We start from the raw sequence: 15,282 nt of genomic DNA on the forward strand, positions 1-15,282 counted from the left end.
TTATATTACAGATCGCAGCGGAACGGTGGAATACATTGGCGCCGGAGAGGATCCGGCGCCTCCTGTTCAAGACCCCTTAGAAGATCCTCATCGGCATGATGATGGCGAGGTAGCTGCGGTCCTCCTCCGGGCGGACGATGACCTGGGAGACGTCGTCCTTGAACTCGATGCGCGCCGTCTCCTCTTCGATACCGCTGATTGCGTCCTGTAGGTACCGACCGTTGAACCCGATCTTCACCGGAGCCCCGTCGTACTCCACCCCGAGAAGATCCCTCGCCTCTCCGAGCTCGGGGCTCGCCGTCGAGATCTCGAGTTGCTTCCCCGAGAACGAAAGCCGTACGCTGTGGACCTTCTCCGGCGCCATCACGGCAACGCGTCGAAGGGACTCCGCGAACGCCTCCCTCGGCACGCGGGCCACCTGCTGATTGTCCTTGGGAACCACCTGCCGATAGTCGGGAAACTCCGCGTCCAGCAGCCGGACCCAGAGCTCGGTGTCCCCTTTCCCGGCAAAGAGAAATTTATCGGAGGCGGACAGCACCAGCGACCCCGGTCCTCCTTCCGCAAGCTTTCGGATCTCGAAGAGTCCCTTCTTGGGGACGAGAACCCGCTTCTCAACGAGCAGTCCGCCCAATTCGGGAACTTCTCCATCGGCCATCGCCAACCGGTGTCCGTCCGTCGCCACCATTCGAAGAAAAATCTTTCCCTCCACATCCAGCTTCTCGAGCAGGATGCCTGCCAGGTTGTAGCGGGTCTCATCGGAAGATGAGAACGCTCCCACTCGATCGACAAGTTTCCGGAACACCTCCGAATCCACGGAAACGGGGTCAGCTTTCGGGACCTCCGGCATCTCCGGAAACTCCTGGCTGGGGAGTCCGGCAAGGCGGAAGTGCCCCTGACCCGCAGAGATGTCCACGGAATTCCCTTCCCGGCCGGTGATGGAAACGGGACCCTTTGGAAGAACCTTCGCTATGTCGAACAACTTCCTCGCGGGAAGGGCGATCGAACCGGCTTCCCTCGCCTCCACCGGCTGCACGCACCGGACGACGATCTCCAGGTCGGACGCCACGAGCGTTACCTCGGACTTTCCCACCGAGAGCAGTGCGTGGGAGAGCACCGGCATGGTGTGCCGGCGCTCCGAGATGCCCTGCACGCGGGTCAGCAATCCGATCCACTGGTCACGTTCCACGGTAAAGTTCATGTCGATCCTCTTCTGTTAGGAAGATTTCGAAAACCAGTAGTCATAGTAGAGTCTGTGAAATTGTGGATAGCGGGCGAAACTCCCGGAAGGGTCGGCAGATGCCGGGAGAACAACCTGCTCGCAACTCGCTCCTGTTGGAATCCGATCCTGTGGAGTAAAAATTCATCCCTCCCCATTCCACAAGGCTATCCCTCCAGGTTTTTCCGGAGAGCATCGACGGTGTTCCTCAAAGATACATCTTCCAGAACTTTCTTTCCTATCTTTTTTACGGCGTACATCACGGTGGTGTGGTCTCTTCCTCCGAACCGGAGTCCGATGTCGGGGAGAGAGCAACGGGTCAGGCTTCGCATGAGGTACATCGCCACCTGCCGCGGGAGGGCAACAACCTTGTGCTTGCGGTCGGAGCGCAGGTCGGAAATCTTGACGTTGTAATACTCGGCGACGGCCTTTACGATCCTGTCCGGTGAGATCTCCTGTTCCGCATTGTCGATCAGGTGGGAGAGCACTTCGCGGGCCAGATCCAGGTTGATCTCCCGCTTGGTAAGCGATGCATGTGCGCCGATCCGGACCAGCGACCCCTCCAGTTCGCGTATGTTCGTCTTGATGGCGGTCGCAAGGAAAAGCGCGACTTCCTGCGGGAGGGAAATCTGGTCCGCCTCGGCCTTCCGGTTGAGGATCGCCACTCGCGTTTCCATGTCCGGCGCCTGGATGTCGGCCACCAGCCCCCACTCGAAGCGGGACTGGATCCTTTCTTCCAGGTCCGGAATCTCCTTGGGGAACTTGTCGCTGGACACCACGATCTGCTTGCGCGAGGAGTACAGGTCGTTGAACGTGTGGAAGAACTCTTCCTGCGTGCGCTGCTTGCCGGCGATGAACTGCACGTCGTCCACGAGGAGCATGTCCACGTTCCGGTACTTCTCCTTGAAAACGGGCATCCGGTTGGTCCGCAGGCAGTAGATCAGCTCGTTGGTGAACTTCTCCGCGGTGATGTAGCAGATCCGGATCCGAGGGTTCCGCTCGAAGGCGAGATTCCCGATCGCGTGTAGGAGATGGGTTTTCCCGAGCCCCGTGCCTCCGTAAATAAAGAGGGGGTTGTAGCTCTTGGCCGGGTCGGTCGCTACGGCGAAGGAAGCCGCCTGCGCGAACTGGTTCCCCACACCGACAACGAAGTGGTCAAAGGTGTACCGCGTGTTCAGTACCCCGTTGCGGTTCCTCTGCCGAGGCGGCACGGCCTTTAAAGGCAACTCAAGATCCAGGTCCTGCGCATCGCGGACCACCTCGCCGTCTTCCTCCCCTCCCACCACGATCTCGATGGAGGTGTTGCTTCCCAGCTCTTTGCGCGCGGCTTCCTCGATCTGCGGGAAATAATTTTCGTCGATCCACTGTTTGAAGAACTGGTGAGGCGTTGCCACCAGCAAAAGGGAGCCTTCCTGCGTGACGAAACGAAGGGGCCGCAGCCAGGTCTCATAGACCTGGTCGCTGACCGACTCTTTGAGGCGATCCAGGATCCTCCCCCACACCTGCGAGGTCATTGCGGGACCGCCGGAAGGGCGCGGGAAGGGGTGGGGAAATGGAAGAAATATGCGTTCATTCTTGATGCTTTAAGGCCCTTCGCCGCGGAAAGTTGCCAACATGGTTATCCACAGGTGTGGATAACTTTTTTCTCTTTTATTTACAGCCACTTATCTATATAAAGGCTACAATTTCCCAAGAGCGACGCGAGGTTTCACATTGAAAGGGACATCTGCGCTCTTGCCCCCCCTGCGGTTGCAGGGCGAAGGAAGGGTATCACACGCCTCAAATTGGAATCAAGGATATTTTCTCGCCGCGCCTCTTTCGGCTATTTTCCCGCGGTAGCGGTCCCAGTCGATGCCCACCCGGAGGGCCGAAAAAGCCCGGTCCCGGAGGCGACGGTATTCGGGCGACAGAAGATAGCTGCGCAGGGGACCGCGGATCGGCAGGACCTGCTCCGCCGGGTCCCAGGGGAGCGGCTCGTCCGTGTCTGCATGGATCAGGCATCCAAAGGAGATCGCCTCGGAGGCCAGCGCCAGGGGAATTCCCTTGAGGTCGCGTGCGATCGCCTGGAAGCGCCCTTCGTTCTCCGGCTCCAGGAACCGGAAATTGCGGGAGTAGAACAGGGCCGTGTGGAAGTGGTCGGGGACGTCGAGGACTCCATCGAGGGGCAGTTCCCGTCCAAGGTCCTGCAGGAGCGCGATGCTTTGCGGCAGGAGGCCCAACCCCGGGCGATGCTGGCCCGGGAGGCTGGGGCGCTCGGCCGTGAACGGCCGGTCGGGATCGGAGAGGGAGAGCCAATGGATGATCAGCATGCGGAGGGTGCTCTCTTCGGTGAATGGCCCGATGGCCCTGCGGGGATGGAAGCGGCACAGCTGGAGTCTCGCCTCGAGGAGAAGGCGGTCGCGGGAAGCCGATCCGGCGAACAGGGAGACGCGCTGGTCCGCCGGGTCCTTGCATTCCAAGAGGAGAAACGGATCGGGGTATCTCCTCCGGGAAAGCCCATCGAGGATTCCGGCCCGGGCCAGCCGGGATCGAACCTCTTCCGTGTCGAATCGGCCGAAGAGAAGATTTCCGGGGTTCTCGCCCGTCAGTTCGAAGAGGAGTTCGCCTTCCGAAGGGGACGCGCTGGTCCCCTCCCCCGCTGCCTGAAGCAGCGGAAAGGCGAGAAGCCGGCGCAGGTCGAAGCCACGCTGACGCTTCCGTTCCATGACGCCAGCAGTGTACCACAAGGGCGGAAAAGGAGATTGACAGGCGCAAGGGGAAGGGAATAAATTATCTAGTTCCCATAGGTTCTGGGATCCCACGAAGGAAGGAGTGGAAGGGATGAAGCGCACCTACCAGCCGCACAACATCCGGCGGAAACGAACCCACGGGTTCCGCGCTCGCATGGCGACACCGGGAGGAAAGGCGGTTCTATCCCGGCGTCGCGCCAAGGGGCGCAAGCGCCTTTCCGTGACGGTCAGCGGCAAGAAGTGACCTTGCCCGAAGGGATGGGTGGACCGCGAGGGGACGGCGGTGATTTCCGGTTTCTGAAGGAGGAGCGGCTGCGCTCCGATCGCGAGTACCGGGAGGTGGTGCGCAAAGGGGAGCGCGGCGCAACTCCGCACTTCACCATCTACCGCGATTTCCTCGGCGGGGACGTAAGGAAAGTCGGCATCTCGGTCGGTAAGCGGGTCGGCCGGGCCGTCGTGCGAAACCGCATGAAAAGGGTCCTGCGGGAGTTCTACCGAATCCACAAATACGAGGTGTTTCCCCGCGGGAGCCGCACGGCCATCGTGGCGAAGAAAGCCCCTTCCAGGCCGGGACTGGCCGCGGTTTCCGCGGAGCTTCTTCCCGCGATCTTGCGTCGGTGGGGACGGAAGGAGGAACCTTCTCTGTGCGGGCAAGAGATCTCACCGTCGGCGCCCTGAAATTCTACCAGCGGGCGATCTCCCCATCCCTTGGGGACTGCTGCCGCTACTATCCGAGTTGCTCCGACTATATGATAGGCTCTATCCGCGAGAACGGGTCTGTCTTGGGGATTCTTTGCGGGATTTGGCGGATCCTGCGGTGCCATCCGTTTCGCCCGGGGGGCGTCGATCTGCCGCGGAGGATCCATTTCTTTGGAACGGGGGCTCAATGGAAAAAAGGATGATCCTGGCGATCGTCTTGTCGGTCGCCATTTTACTGGCCTATCAATACGTGATCGCGCCTCCCCCGAAGGAGCCGGTGGCCCCGCAGGGAGCGGCACAAGATGCGGGGCGTGACAACGCCGCCCGGGCGGGCACGCAGCAGGAGGTCGCCGCGGTGTCTCCGGCCACGGGGCCGACGCCCCCGATTTCCGGGAGGCTGGTGACCAGGGCCTCCGCCCCGATACGGCGGATCGACCTATCAACCCCGCTTTACACGGCTGCAATCACCACTGCCGGGGGGGGGGTCCAGTCGTTCCGCCTGAACGAGTACAAGGATGTCCCCGGTCCGAAGGGGAAGCCGCTCGAGATCATCGGCTCGGGGGGGGGCCGCCCGCTGCCGCTGGACCTGTATCTCGACGAGAGCCAGCCCTCGTTCCCGCCTGTTCCGGTCTTTTCAACCAGCTCCCCCGATGCCCAGGCCGTCCGGGCGGGAGAGAAAAGGATCGTGCGCCTTGTCTGGGAGTCTTCCGGCGGCGTGCGAATCGTCCGGGAATACGAGTTTTCAGGCGACCGGTACGACTTCGAGGTCCGCGAGCAGGTGTCCAACGGCTCGCGGGAGGCGATCCGGCTGCGCCCGGGATTCGAGCTGTCCCAGGAGTTCAAGGGGGAGCTCGAGGCGGATTCGTACACCTTCACAGGCGCAGTCGTGGAAACGAAGGGGAAGATCGAGCAGCTCGACCTCAAGACGATCGGGAAGGGGAAGGTGGAGAAGTATCCCGTGTCATGGGCCGCCGCCGACTCGAAATATTTCGGACTGATCCTGCTGCCGGACAAGCCGTGGACGCTCGAGAGGATTGCGCTGGTGGGGGAGACCGGGATCCGGATGTCGGTCGCGGACGCTCCGGTGACGCTGTCGCCCGGCGAGATGGTCCGCATCCAGGCCCGGGTGTTCGCAGGGCCCAAGAGGTACAGCCTGCTGAAGGAGACGGGAAAGGGGCTCGAAGATCTTGTCGACTACGGGTGGTTCTCCTTCCTGGCCAAGCCGTTGGTGTGGCTGCTGAACGCCAGCAACCGGGTGACGCGCAACTACGGGATCGACATCGTCATCCTCACCATCCTGATCAAGATCCTGTTCTTCCCGCTCACCCAGAAGTCGATGGCCTCGATGAAAAAGATGCAGGACCTCCAGCCGATCCTGGTCAAGCTGCGGGAGAAGTACAAGGACGACGCGCAGAAGCTCAACCAGGAGACGATGAACCTTTACAAGACCTACAAGATCAACCCGCTCTCCGGCTGCCTCCCGATGCTCTTGCAGATCCCGGTTTTCATCGCGCTCTACAAGGGACTCCTGGTGACGATCGAGCTGCGCCACTCGCCGTTCTTCCTGTGGATCAACGATCTCTCGGCCCCCGAGCGCCTGTGGGACATCGCGGTGGCGGGATACACGATCCCGATCCGGCTCCTCCCGCTCCTGATGGGGATCTCCATGTTCGTCCAGCAGAAGATGACCCCGTCGGCGGGCGACCCCAACCAGCAGAAGATCATGCTGCTGATGCCCGTCATCTTCACCTTCATGTTCTGGGGGTTCCCGACGGGACTGGTCATCTACTGGCTGGCCAACAACGTCCTGAGCATCGGCCAGCAGCTGATCCACAACGCGCAGGCCGAGGCGGCCAAGGCCCACCCCGCGTAACGAAAGATGCTTGACCGGGGACGCAGCCGCCACGGAAGGCGCAGCGTCTTTCGTACAGCGGCGCGCCGAGCATCCAGGCAATGAAGGAGCCTCCCGTGGACGAGGGACGATCCCGGGACGAAACGACGATCGTCGCCCCCGCGACCCCGCCCGGCGCGGGAGCCGTCTCCATCCTGCGCCTTTCCGGCCCGGACGCGTTTCCCATCGTGCGCCGGCTGGCGGATATCGACCCCGCTGCCCAGCCCGCGCGCACGCTCTCCCGCTGCACGATACGCGACGCCGCCGGAATGGAAGTCGACACCGGGCTGGCGGTCTGTTTTCCCGCGCCGCACAGCTTCACCGGCGAGGACGTGGTCGAAATCCATCTCCACGGCAACCCGATCCTCGTGGAGGAAACGGCGGCCGCGGCGTGTGCCCTGGGCGCGATTCCTGCGGCCCCGGGGGAATTCTCCCGCCGGGCCTTCCTGAACGGGAAGATGGACCTGACTCAGGCAGAAGGACTTTGCGACCTCATCGAGGCGAGAACAGCGGCCTCGGCCCGCGCCGCGCTGCGCCAGCTGAAAGGGGGGATCCGGGACGTCGTGGTGAATCTTCGGGAGCGGATGCTGTCTCTCCTGGTCCGAATGGAGGCCTCCATCGATTTCTCCGACGAGGAGGACATCTCCTCTTTTCCTGTAGCGCAAGTTGAGGAACGGATATTAGAAATTAGTGTTTCTCTCTCCCGGTATCTCCAGTCCTACGACCTTGGGCACCGCCTGCGCGAGGGGGCGATCGTCGCCATCGCCGGAGTGGCCAACGTGGGGAAATCCCGGCTGCTGAACCGGCTTCTGGGGGAGGAGCGGGCCATCGTCACCGAGATCCCGGGGACCACGCGCGACTATCTTTCGGGAGAGCTGACCCTGTCGGGGATCCCGGTCCGCCTGGTCGACACGGCCGGGCTGCGGGAAACGGAGGACCCGGTGGAGCGGGAAGGAGTCCGGCGAAGCCGCCAGATCCTGTCGGAGGCGGACTTCGCCCTCTTCCTTCTTGACGCGAGCCGGGCTGCATGCGACGAGGACCGGCGCGCTTACGAAGAGGTGGCCGACCGGCCGCACCTCCTCCTGCTGAACAAGAGCGACCTCCCGCCCGCGGAGACCGGCAGGGATTTCCACGGGGGGGGGAGCCGGGGAGTGCTCTCCGTCTCCGCGAAGACCGGGGAGGGAATGGAAGCGATGCTGCAGGCGATGACCCGGGAGCTGGTCCCGGAAGGGGGTGCCAGGATGGCCGAGGCGCCGATGACCCGCCTGCGCCATGTAAACGCCGTCAAGAAAGCGGTCGATGCGCTATCCCGGGCTTCGCTGGCTGTGGGGGAGGGGCTTTCCCTGGAGTTTCCGGCTGCCGACGTCCGGGAGGCGGCGGAGGCGCTCTCGGAGCTCACCGGCGAGATTGCTCCGGAAGAAGTCCTCGACGCGATCTTCGGCTCCTTCTGCATCGGGAAGTAGGCGGGCGGGGACAATCCGCAACACTGGCGGGGGACACTCATTCGGCTGGAGACTGGAGTTAATGAATGTCCCCCAAAGGAATGTCCCCGACGGGATGTTCCACGTGGAACAGGAGAGAATAACCATCTGATATGACGTATGAATATCCGACAGAATACGAAGTGATCGTCGTCGGCGGAGGGCATGCCGGCTGCGAGGCGGCCCTGGCCGCCGCGCGGATGGGGTGCCGCACGCTCCTCCTCACCATCAACGCGGATGCGATCGGCCTGATGTCCTGCAACCCCGCGATCGGCGGGCTGGCCAAGGGGCACCTGGTCCGCGAGATCGACGCGCTGGGCGGCGAGATGGCGAAAACCATCGACGCTACGGGGATCCAGTTCCGGCAGCTCAACACGAGCAAGGGCCCGGCGGTGCGCTCCTCCCGCGCCCAGGCGGACAAGCAGCTCTACCGCCTCCGCATGAAGCAGGTCCTGGAGAGCGTCTACGGCCTGGATGTCAAACAGGCGATGGTCGACGCCGTTCTCACGGAGGGCGGGAAGTCCGTCGGGGTGGAGACGAACCTGGGGGTCCGGTACCGTGGAAAGACCGTTATCCTGTGTCCCGGAACGTTTTTAAAAGGGCTTGTCCACATCGGGCTGGTCCATTTCCCCGCGGGGCGCGCGGGAGATTTCCCGGCGATGAAGCTCTCCGACTCGCTGCGGTCACTGGGTTTCTCCGTGGGCCGGCTCAAGACCGGAACGACCCCGCGTGTGGACGGCAAGACGATCGACTTTTCCCGTACGGTCCGGCAGGAGGGCGACTCCGAACCCGTGCCGTTCTCCTTCGGAAACAGGAAGATCACCCGACCCCAGGTCTCTTGCTACATGACCTACACCAACGCGGCCACGCACGAGGCGATCCGGTCGGGCCTCTCCCGTTCGCCGCTGTACTCCGGCGTGATCCGGGGGATCGGACCCCGCTACTGCCCGTCGATCGAGGATAAGGTGGTCCGCTTCTCGGACAAGGAGCGGCACCAGGTGTTTCTGGAGCCGGAAGGGTTGCGTACCGCCGAGTATTACCCCAACGGGGTGTCGACGAGCCTCCCCTACGACATCCAGGTAAAGATGCTGCGAACGATACCAGGGCTGGAGCAGGTGGAAATCGTCCGCCCGGGATACGCCATCGAGTACGACTTCGTCGATCCCGTGCAGCTGTACCCGTCGCTGGAGACGAAAATCGTGGAAAACCTCTTCCATGCCGGGCAGATCAACGGCACCAGCGGGTACGAGGAGGCGGCAGCGCAGGGGATTGCCGCGGGGATGAATGCCGCCCGGAAGGTCCGGGGCGAGCCGCCGGTGGTCTTTGGACGGGCGGAGGCCTACATCGGGGTCCTGATCGACGACCTGGTCACCAAGGGGGCGCCGGAACCGTACCGGATGTTCACCTCCCGTGCGGAGTACCGGCTTCTCCTTCGTGAGGACAATGCCGACCTGCGGCTCTCCGAAACCGGGCACCGGGTGGGGCTGCTCCCGGAAGAGCGCTACCGGGAGTTCCTCCGGAAACGCGACGGGTTGTCCGGATTCCTGCGCCGGCTCGAGGAGACCAGGGTCACACCGGGCCACCCGATCTGCCGGTTGGCGGAAGAGGGGGGGGGAGGGCCGGTCCGGACCGGGATTACCTACGCGGAGCTCCTCCGCCGGCCGGAGGTTTCCGTGGCGATGCTTCTTTCCTGCGACGGCGACCTCGCGGGAGCGGAGCCCGGGGTGGCTCTTCAGGCCGAGCTCACCGTCAAGTACGAGGGCTATATCCGCCGCCAGGAGGAGGAGGCCAAAAAACTCAGCAAGTACGAGGAGATGCGGTTTCCGTCTGGATTCCCCTTCGAGTCGGTCTACGGCCTCTCCGCCGAAGTACGGGACAAGCTGGTCCGCGTCCGGCCCGCCTCCATCGGGCAGGCGCGGCGCATCCCCGGGGTGACCCCGGCTGCAGTGGCCCTGCTCTTGGTGGCCCTGAAGCGGAACAAAGGGGCGTCGCGTCCTTCATCGCCGGAGTGAGAAAGGCGAACCTCGGAGGCGAAGCGCCTTCCTTGCAGGCAATCATCCATTCGTATCAAGGGGTTAAAGCGAATGTTCCACGTGGAACGGTGCTGGTGACGAACCCTCTCACGGCGGCGGGGCTTTCGGCCCTCCTCTCTGAAGTGGGGATTTCCCTTCCCGCAGGGGCAGCTTCACTGCTTGTCCGACACGCCGGGGAGATGCTGCGGTGGAACCGGTCCATCCGGCTGACCGCCATCACGGCGCCGGAGGAGGTGGCCATAAAGCACATCCTCGATTCCCTGCTTCTCTTGTCGTTTGCCCCCTTCCCCGGCCGGACGCTGGACTTCGGATCCGGGGCCGGCTACCCCGGCATCCCTCTGGCGGCCGCCCTTCCGGATGCGCACGTGGTGCTGGTCGAGTCCTCCGCGAAGAAGTGCGCGTTTCTTTCCCACACATGCACGCTGCTGGGCCTGCGCAACGCAGAGGTGGTCCGCGGCCGGCTCGAGCCCCGGAGGCCCCTGCCGCTCGGCCGGTTCGAGCAGATCGTCACGCGTGCGACGCGATCTCCCCAGGAAGCCGCGAAGGTTCTGGTTCCGTATCTTCTGCCGGGGGGGCGCCTGCTCCTGATGACCGGGCCGGGGGAGATGGTCCGCCGCCCAACGCGGGGGAGGGCGGTGGAGGAACTTCCTCCCGGCGCACGGCACGGCGCGCGCCTGCCGTTCACGCTTCCTCACGGAATGGGGGTCCGCGAGATCCGGGAGATCCGGCTGGCGGGGGACGCTACGTAGCGCGGGGAACACTTGCAGTAATACAAGCGGCCATGAATCCGCATCCGCGGAGGCGATCGGCGCTCGCGCTGACGAGTCTCTTTCCCTTTGACGCGGAAGTTTTTCGTTCCCTCTCCCCCCCACCGCGTGGTACAAGATACCGTTGTTTTCCATAAATAATATCTGAACCGCCGGAGTGCGCAGGGATTGGCCCGGATCATCACCGTTGCGAACCAGAAGGGGGGGGTGGGGAAAACCACCACCGCGATCAACCTTGCCGCTTCCCTTGCGGTCATGGAGAAGAAAACGCTCCTGGTCGACCTCGACCCGCAGGCCAACGCGACCTCTGGCGTGGGGGGCGAGCCCGGGGGAGAGGAATCCGGCAAGAACATTTACCGTGTCCTTCTTGCAGAGATCCCTGCCGCTGAGGCCGTCCGGGAAACGGAGCTCCCGTTCCTCCAGGTGATTCCCGCCTCGGCGGATCTGATCGGTGCGGAGATCGAGCTCGTCTCCCTTCCGCGGCGCGAGTCGAGGCTTTCCGAGGCTCTTCGCCCGATCGAGTCGGCATACGACGTGATCCTCATCGACTGCCCGCCGTCCCTGGGGCTGCTTACCGTGAACGCCCTGTGCGCAGCGCGATCGGTCCTCATCCCGCTCCAATGCGAATATTACGCCCTCGAGGGGCTGACCAGCCTCTACCGGACGATCGCGAAGATCCGGGAAGGATTGAATCCCCACCTGTCCATTGAAGGAGTGGTCCTCACGATGTTCGACGCCCGGAACAACCTCTCCCACCAGGTCGCCGCCGAGGCCCGCGAAAACCTAAAAGGTCAAGTATATCGGGCGGTTATACCGCGCAACGTGCGCCTGTCCGAGTCTCCGTCCTTCGGGAAGCCGGCCCTTTTGTACGCCGTCAGTTCCCGCGGGGCGCAAAGCTACCTCGAGCTGGCGAGAGAGATGGTGAGCCGATGGAACGAAAGCCCGATCCGCTGAAGAAGAAAGTATTGGGGAGGGGGCTCTCCGCTCTTCTGCCGGGGACCGTCGAGCGCGATGCGGAGTTCCTGTGGATCCCCGTCGGCCAGATCCGGACCAGCCCCTGGCAGCCACGGCGGACCTTCTCCCAGGAAGATCTCCGCGAGCTGGTCGATTCGGTCCGCGAAAAGGGGGTCCTGCAGCCGGTGCTCGTCCGGTCGACCCCTGAGGGGTACGAACTGGTCGCGGGGGAGCGCAGGCTTCGCGCAGCGCAGGCGGCCGGCATCGAGACGGTGCCCGCGGTTGTGAGGAAACTGTCCGACCGCGAGTCCCTCGAGGCGACGATCGTGGAGAACGTCCAGCGGGCCGACCTGAACGCCATCGAACTGGCGGAGGGGTACCACCGGCTGGCGCACGAGTTCTCCCTCTCGCAGGAGGAAATCGCCAAACGGGTGGGGAAGGACCGGGTCACCGTGTCCAACAGCCTGCGGCTCCTCAAGCTCCCGGCGCAGGTCAAGCAGGCCGTCATGGACGGTAGGCTGTCGGCAGGCCACGCGCGAGCGCTGCTCTCCGCCCCGCCGGAGAGGCTCTCCGGCATCCTCGCCGCCGCCCTGCGCAAGGGGCTTTCCGTTCGGGAGGTGGAGCGGCTGTGCCAGGAGGACGGGAGGAAGAGACCCGCGCGGAGGCCGATCCGCCACGATCCGCACCTGAAGGACCTGGAGGAGAAGTTGTCCCGCCGGGGAGGGACGAAAGTCCGGATCCGCGGGACTCAGAAAAAAGGGATTTTCGAGGTAGCGTACTTTTCCGAAGGGGAGTTTATTCGGCTGTGCGAGCTTCTCTTCGGAGGACGGTAGCGGAAGAAAGGAAGCAAAAAAAATGATTGCATCGCGGCTTTCTTGTGCTATATTTCGCCGCAGAAGAAACCCAAACCTTGTATCCGGTAACGGATAAATCCTAGAAGGGAAAGGAGTGACAAGAAATGCGTAAGTACTGGGCACTGTTCCTCGGGCTGTTGCTCGCGGCGACGATCGGCCTCTCCGCCTGCGCGGAGCAAAAGGCACCGCCTCCTCCCCCGCCGGCTCCGCCTGCGGCGGCACCGGCTGATAACGCTGCCAAGCCAGCACCGGCCGCTCCGGCCGAGGCTCCGAAGCCAGCCGAGGCGCCGAAGAAGTAACCTCGCGGACGGCTTGCCGTCCATGAAAGAAGCCTCCCGAACCCGGGAGTGCGACGAGGGGTGACGAGGGCGCCGGGGGAAACCCCGGCGCCCGCGACATTAATACGCCCGGACCTTCTTGTATACGGTATACATAAACCGCTTGACACGCTGTTCCTTCGCGTGATATCAATTTTTTCGTTTCACGTTATTCCAGCCGACCGCTTGCCTGTTTGGGAAATCCGGGGGAAAGGGATTCATGGAACTTGTTGGCAAAATTTTCGAGACGCTGGGAATCACCCAGCTCGCCCTCCTCCAGATGGTCCTCGTGGTGGCCCTGGTGTCCATCCTATCGGTGACGATGGTCCGGCCGATCCTCTCCACGTTCCAGGAGCGCAAGAACCGCTCCGACAAGCCGGTGGAGGAGTCGAAAACACTTCTGGCGGAGGCGGAAGGCCTGACGGCGCGATACGAGGAGTCCCTGCGCAAGGCCGCCGTCGAGTCGCTCGCGGCCAAGAGGAAGAAGATGGAGGAGGCCGGCCGCCTCGAGCGAAAGCGGGTCGAGGCCGTGCTCGAAGAGAGCAACCGCCACGTAGAGGAGATGAAGGCCCGCATCGAAGCCGAGAAAATCGATGTCGCGAAGACGCTGCGCGCCGAGGTATTGCGACTTTCCGTCGAGATCGCCGGCAAGGTGCTCGGGAGACCGGTGGCGTGAAACGGTTCCTCCCCCTGGCGTTCCTTGCCTTCGCCGCGGTTGCCGCCGCATCCGAAGGGGCCGCCGGCCACAGCGAAGGGATTCCCTGGGCGGACCTACTCAAACAGGCCGTGAACTTCGCCATCCTGGCCGGGGTGCTCGTCTTCTTCCTGAAAAAACCGATTTCCTCCTTCCTGAAGGAAAGGAGCGAGCAGCTGCGCAAGTCGATCGAGGACGCCGCCCGCGCCCGGGAAGACGCAGCCGCGAAGCTCTCCGCCATTGAGGCACGGATGGCCAGGCTCTCCGACGAGGTTGCCGGGATGAACCGGAAGATGGAGGGCGAGGCCGAGGAGGAGGCGCGGCGCATCCGCGAGACGGCGCAGGCCGAGATCGAACGGATGCGGATCCAGGCCCAGTTCGCCGCGGACCAGGAAGTGAAGAAGGCCCGCAAGGAGCTTCGGAAAGAGGCGGCAAGTCTCGCCACCAGCACGGCCGAGGAGATCGTGAAGAAGGCGATCACCCACGAGGACCAGGAGCGGCTGGTGCTGGAGAACGTCGAGAAGATCCGGGAGATCCTGCAATGATCGGAAGCGCCCTGGCCCGAAGGTACGCCCGCGCGCTGCTCGACATCGGGCAGGAGGAGCGGCAGGTCCGAAGGGTCCTCTCCGAGGTCGAGCGGTTCGCCCGCCTCCTCGCGGAGGGCACCGATCTGCGCGAGGTCCTGGAAGCCACGCACATCAACCGCCGCGACAAGCAGGCCGTCCTCGAGGCCACGTTTTCCCCGGCAGGCTTCCTTCCCGTCACGATGAACTTCCTGCGCCTGCTCGTCGACAAGCGCCGGATGAACATCCTCCCCCAGATCCTCCCCGAACTGCGCCGCATGGTCGAGGAGCTGGAGGGGATCGAGCGGGTCGAGGTGACCGTCCCGGAGACCCTTTCGGACACGCAGAGGGACTTTCTGAGGGCCCTCCTGGAGCGACAGACGGGAAAGCGAATCGAGCTGGAAGAGAAGCTGGATCCCGCCGTATTGGGCGGGATGGTGGTGAAGGTGGGCTCCACGGTGTACGACGGGAGCGTTCGCACGCAATTGTCCCAGATCCGGGAAAATTTACAAAAGGGGTGAGGCAGGCGCCATGAGCATCCGCGCTGCAGAAATCACGGAAATTCTCAAGAGCCAGATCAAGGGGTACGAAAAGCGGATCGACGTCGCCGAGACAGGCGTCGTCCTGTCCGTCGGGGACGGCATCGCCCGCGTCCACGGGCTGGAGAAGGCGATGGCGGGGGAGCTTCTCGAGTTCCCCGGGGAGGTCCGGGGGATTGTGCTGAACCTCGAGGAGGACAACGTCGGCATCGCGCTCCTGGGGGATGACCACCTGATCAAGGAGGGGGACGTCGTCCGCCGCACCGGCCGCATCGTCGAGGTGCCGGTCGGGGACGCGATGGTCGGGCGCGTGTTGAACTCCCTGGGGCAGCCGATCGACGGCAGGGGGCCCGTCGAGACGAAGGAATCCCGCCGCATCGAGCTCATTGCCCCGGGGATCGTCAGGCGCCAGCCGGTGAAAGAGCCGCTCCAGACCGGAATCAAGGCGATTGACTCGATGATCCCGATCGGCCGCGGGCAGCGCGAGCTCATCATCGGCGACCGCCAGACGGGCAAGACCGCCGTGGCCCTCGACACGATCATCA

The 15,282-nt window shown here is 63.7% G+C and carries 15 protein-coding genes and 1 pseudogene; 13 read left to right on the forward strand and 3 right to left on the reverse strand.

The genetic code is table 11. The features are described from left to right. Positions 1 to 76: 76 nt before the first annotated feature. The 3 genes from A2Z13_00535 to A2Z13_00545 all read right to left on the reverse strand — a co-directional run bounded on the left by A2Z13_00535 (position 77) and on the right by A2Z13_00545 (position 3,921). Complete coding sequence (locus A2Z13_00535) at positions 77 to 1,198, reverse strand: DNA polymerase III subunit beta (GenBank protein ID OGP76655.1); 1,122 nt, start codon at positions 1,196 to 1,198, stop codon at positions 77 to 79. A 185-nt stretch (positions 1,199 to 1,383) separates the two neighbouring features. After that, positions 1,384 to 2,730, reverse strand: coding sequence for a chromosomal replication initiation protein DnaA (locus A2Z13_00540; protein ID OGP76656.1), 1,347 nt, complete (start codon positions 2,728 to 2,730; stop codon positions 1,384 to 1,386). Positions 2,731 to 3,006: 276 nt separating this feature from the next. Then, complete coding sequence (locus A2Z13_00545) at positions 3,007 to 3,921, reverse strand: hypothetical protein (GenBank protein ID OGP76657.1); 915 nt, start codon at positions 3,919 to 3,921, stop codon at positions 3,007 to 3,009. A gap of 115 nt (positions 3,922 to 4,036) precedes the next feature. Here A2Z13_00545 and A2Z13_00550 point away from each other — a divergent pair, with 115 nt between their 5' ends. From A2Z13_00550 to A2Z13_00610, 13 genes and pseudogenes are all read left to right on the forward strand, one after another. Next, the gene (locus A2Z13_00550) at positions 4,037 to 4,189 is read left to right on the forward strand and encodes a 50S ribosomal protein L34 (GenBank protein OGP76670.1); all 153 of its coding nucleotides are present in this window, start codon (positions 4,037 to 4,039) and stop codon (positions 4,187 to 4,189) included. Positions 4,190 to 4,203: 14 nt separating this feature from the next. Next, positions 4,204 to 4,623, forward strand: a complete 420-nt coding sequence (locus tag A2Z13_00555; protein OGP76671.1) for a ribonuclease P protein component — start codon at positions 4,204 to 4,206, stop codon at positions 4,621 to 4,623. A gap of 208 nt (positions 4,624 to 4,831) precedes the next feature. Continuing rightward, positions 4,832 to 6,517: a hypothetical protein gene (locus A2Z13_00560; protein ID OGP76658.1), complete on the forward strand. Its 1,686-nt coding sequence runs from the start codon at positions 4,832 to 4,834 to the stop codon at positions 6,515 to 6,517. Positions 6,518 to 6,597: 80 nt separating this feature from the next. Next, a complete protein-coding gene (locus A2Z13_00565; protein OGP76659.1) occupies positions 6,598 to 7,998 on the forward strand; it encodes a tRNA uridine-5-carboxymethylaminomethyl(34) synthesis GTPase MnmE in 1,401 nt (466 codons plus the stop codon). A gap of 131 nt (positions 7,999 to 8,129) precedes the next feature. Continuing rightward, positions 8,130 to 10,028 (forward strand): tRNA uridine-5-carboxymethylaminomethyl(34) synthesis enzyme MnmG, encoded by a 1,899-nt coding sequence (locus tag A2Z13_00570; protein OGP76660.1) that lies wholly within the window; start codon positions 8,130 to 8,132, stop codon positions 10,026 to 10,028. A gap of 89 nt (positions 10,029 to 10,117) precedes the next feature. After that, positions 10,118 to 10,798, forward strand: coding sequence for a 16S rRNA (guanine(527)-N(7))-methyltransferase RsmG (locus A2Z13_00575; protein OGP76661.1), 681 nt, complete (start codon positions 10,118 to 10,120; stop codon positions 10,796 to 10,798). 186 nt (positions 10,799 to 10,984) lie between these two features. Next, entirely contained in the window at positions 10,985 to 11,770 is a 786-nt protein-coding gene (locus A2Z13_00580) for a chromosome partitioning protein ParA (GenBank protein ID OGP76662.1), read from the forward strand. Further along, positions 11,746 to 12,603, forward strand: coding sequence for a hypothetical protein (locus A2Z13_00585; GenBank protein OGP76663.1), 858 nt, complete (start codon positions 11,746 to 11,748; stop codon positions 12,601 to 12,603). The genes A2Z13_00580 and A2Z13_00585 overlap by 25 nt, the downstream gene beginning before the upstream one ends. Positions 12,604 to 12,728: 125 nt before the next feature. After that, on the forward strand, positions 12,729 to 12,923 hold the full coding sequence (locus tag A2Z13_00590; GenBank protein ID OGP76664.1) for a hypothetical protein: 195 nt from the start codon (positions 12,729 to 12,731) through the stop codon (positions 12,921 to 12,923). A gap of 238 nt (positions 12,924 to 13,161) precedes the next feature. After that, entirely contained in the window at positions 13,162 to 13,617 is a 456-nt protein-coding gene (locus A2Z13_00595) for a hypothetical protein (protein ID OGP76665.1), read from the forward strand. After that, complete coding sequence (locus A2Z13_00600) at positions 13,614 to 14,180, forward strand: hypothetical protein (protein OGP76666.1); 567 nt, start codon at positions 13,614 to 13,616, stop codon at positions 14,178 to 14,180. The genes A2Z13_00595 and A2Z13_00600 overlap by 4 nt, the downstream gene beginning before the upstream one ends. Next, entirely contained in the window at positions 14,177 to 14,719 is a 543-nt protein-coding gene (locus tag A2Z13_00605; GenBank protein ID OGP76667.1) for an ATP synthase F1 subunit delta, read from the forward strand. Before A2Z13_00600 ends, A2Z13_00605 begins: the two co-directional genes overlap by 4 nt. Positions 14,720 to 14,729: 10 nt before the next feature. Continuing rightward, positions 14,730 to 15,282: pseudogene (locus A2Z13_00610) on the forward strand (F0F1 ATP synthase subunit alpha).

It is taken from the genome of Deltaproteobacteria bacterium RBG_16_64_85 (assembly GCA_001798885.1).
Lineage (GTDB): Bacteria > Desulfobacterota > Deferrimicrobia > Deferrimicrobiales > Deferrimicrobiaceae > FEB-35.

What these genes read in the sequence shown, in the direction of transcription:
- A2Z13_00540 (OGP76656.1), bottom strand. Translation starts at nt 2,730, where the DNA reads ATGACCTCGCAGGTGTGGGGGAGGATCCTGGATCGCCTCAAAGAGTCG.
- A2Z13_00595 (OGP76665.1), top strand. Translation starts at nt 13,162, where the DNA reads ATGGAACTTGTTGGCAAAATTTTCGAGACGCTGGGAATCACCCAGCTC.
- A2Z13_00565 (OGP76659.1), top strand. Translation starts at nt 6,598, where the DNA reads ATGAAGGAGCCTCCCGTGGACGAGGGACGATCCCGGGACGAAACGACG.
- A2Z13_00535 (OGP76655.1), bottom strand. Translation starts at nt 1,198, where the DNA reads ATGAACTTTACCGTGGAACGTGACCAGTGGATCGGATTGCTGACCCGC.
- A2Z13_00555 (OGP76671.1), top strand. Translation starts at nt 4,204, where the DNA reads ATGGGTGGACCGCGAGGGGACGGCGGTGATTTCCGGTTTCTGAAGGAG.
- A2Z13_00605 (OGP76667.1), top strand. Translation starts at nt 14,177, where the DNA reads ATGATCGGAAGCGCCCTGGCCCGAAGGTACGCCCGCGCGCTGCTCGAC.
- A2Z13_00550 (OGP76670.1), top strand. Translation starts at nt 4,037, where the DNA reads ATGAAGCGCACCTACCAGCCGCACAACATCCGGCGGAAACGAACCCAC.
- A2Z13_00545 (OGP76657.1), bottom strand. Translation starts at nt 3,921, where the DNA reads ATGGAACGGAAGCGTCAGCGTGGCTTCGACCTGCGCCGGCTTCTCGCC.
- A2Z13_00570 (OGP76660.1), top strand. Translation starts at nt 8,130, where the DNA reads ATGACGTATGAATATCCGACAGAATACGAAGTGATCGTCGTCGGCGGA.
- A2Z13_00560 (OGP76658.1), top strand. Translation starts at nt 4,832, where the DNA reads ATGGAAAAAAGGATGATCCTGGCGATCGTCTTGTCGGTCGCCATTTTA.
- A2Z13_00585 (OGP76663.1), top strand. Translation starts at nt 11,746, where the DNA reads ATGGAACGAAAGCCCGATCCGCTGAAGAAGAAAGTATTGGGGAGGGGG.
- A2Z13_00590 (OGP76664.1), top strand. Translation starts at nt 12,729, where the DNA reads ATGCGTAAGTACTGGGCACTGTTCCTCGGGCTGTTGCTCGCGGCGACG.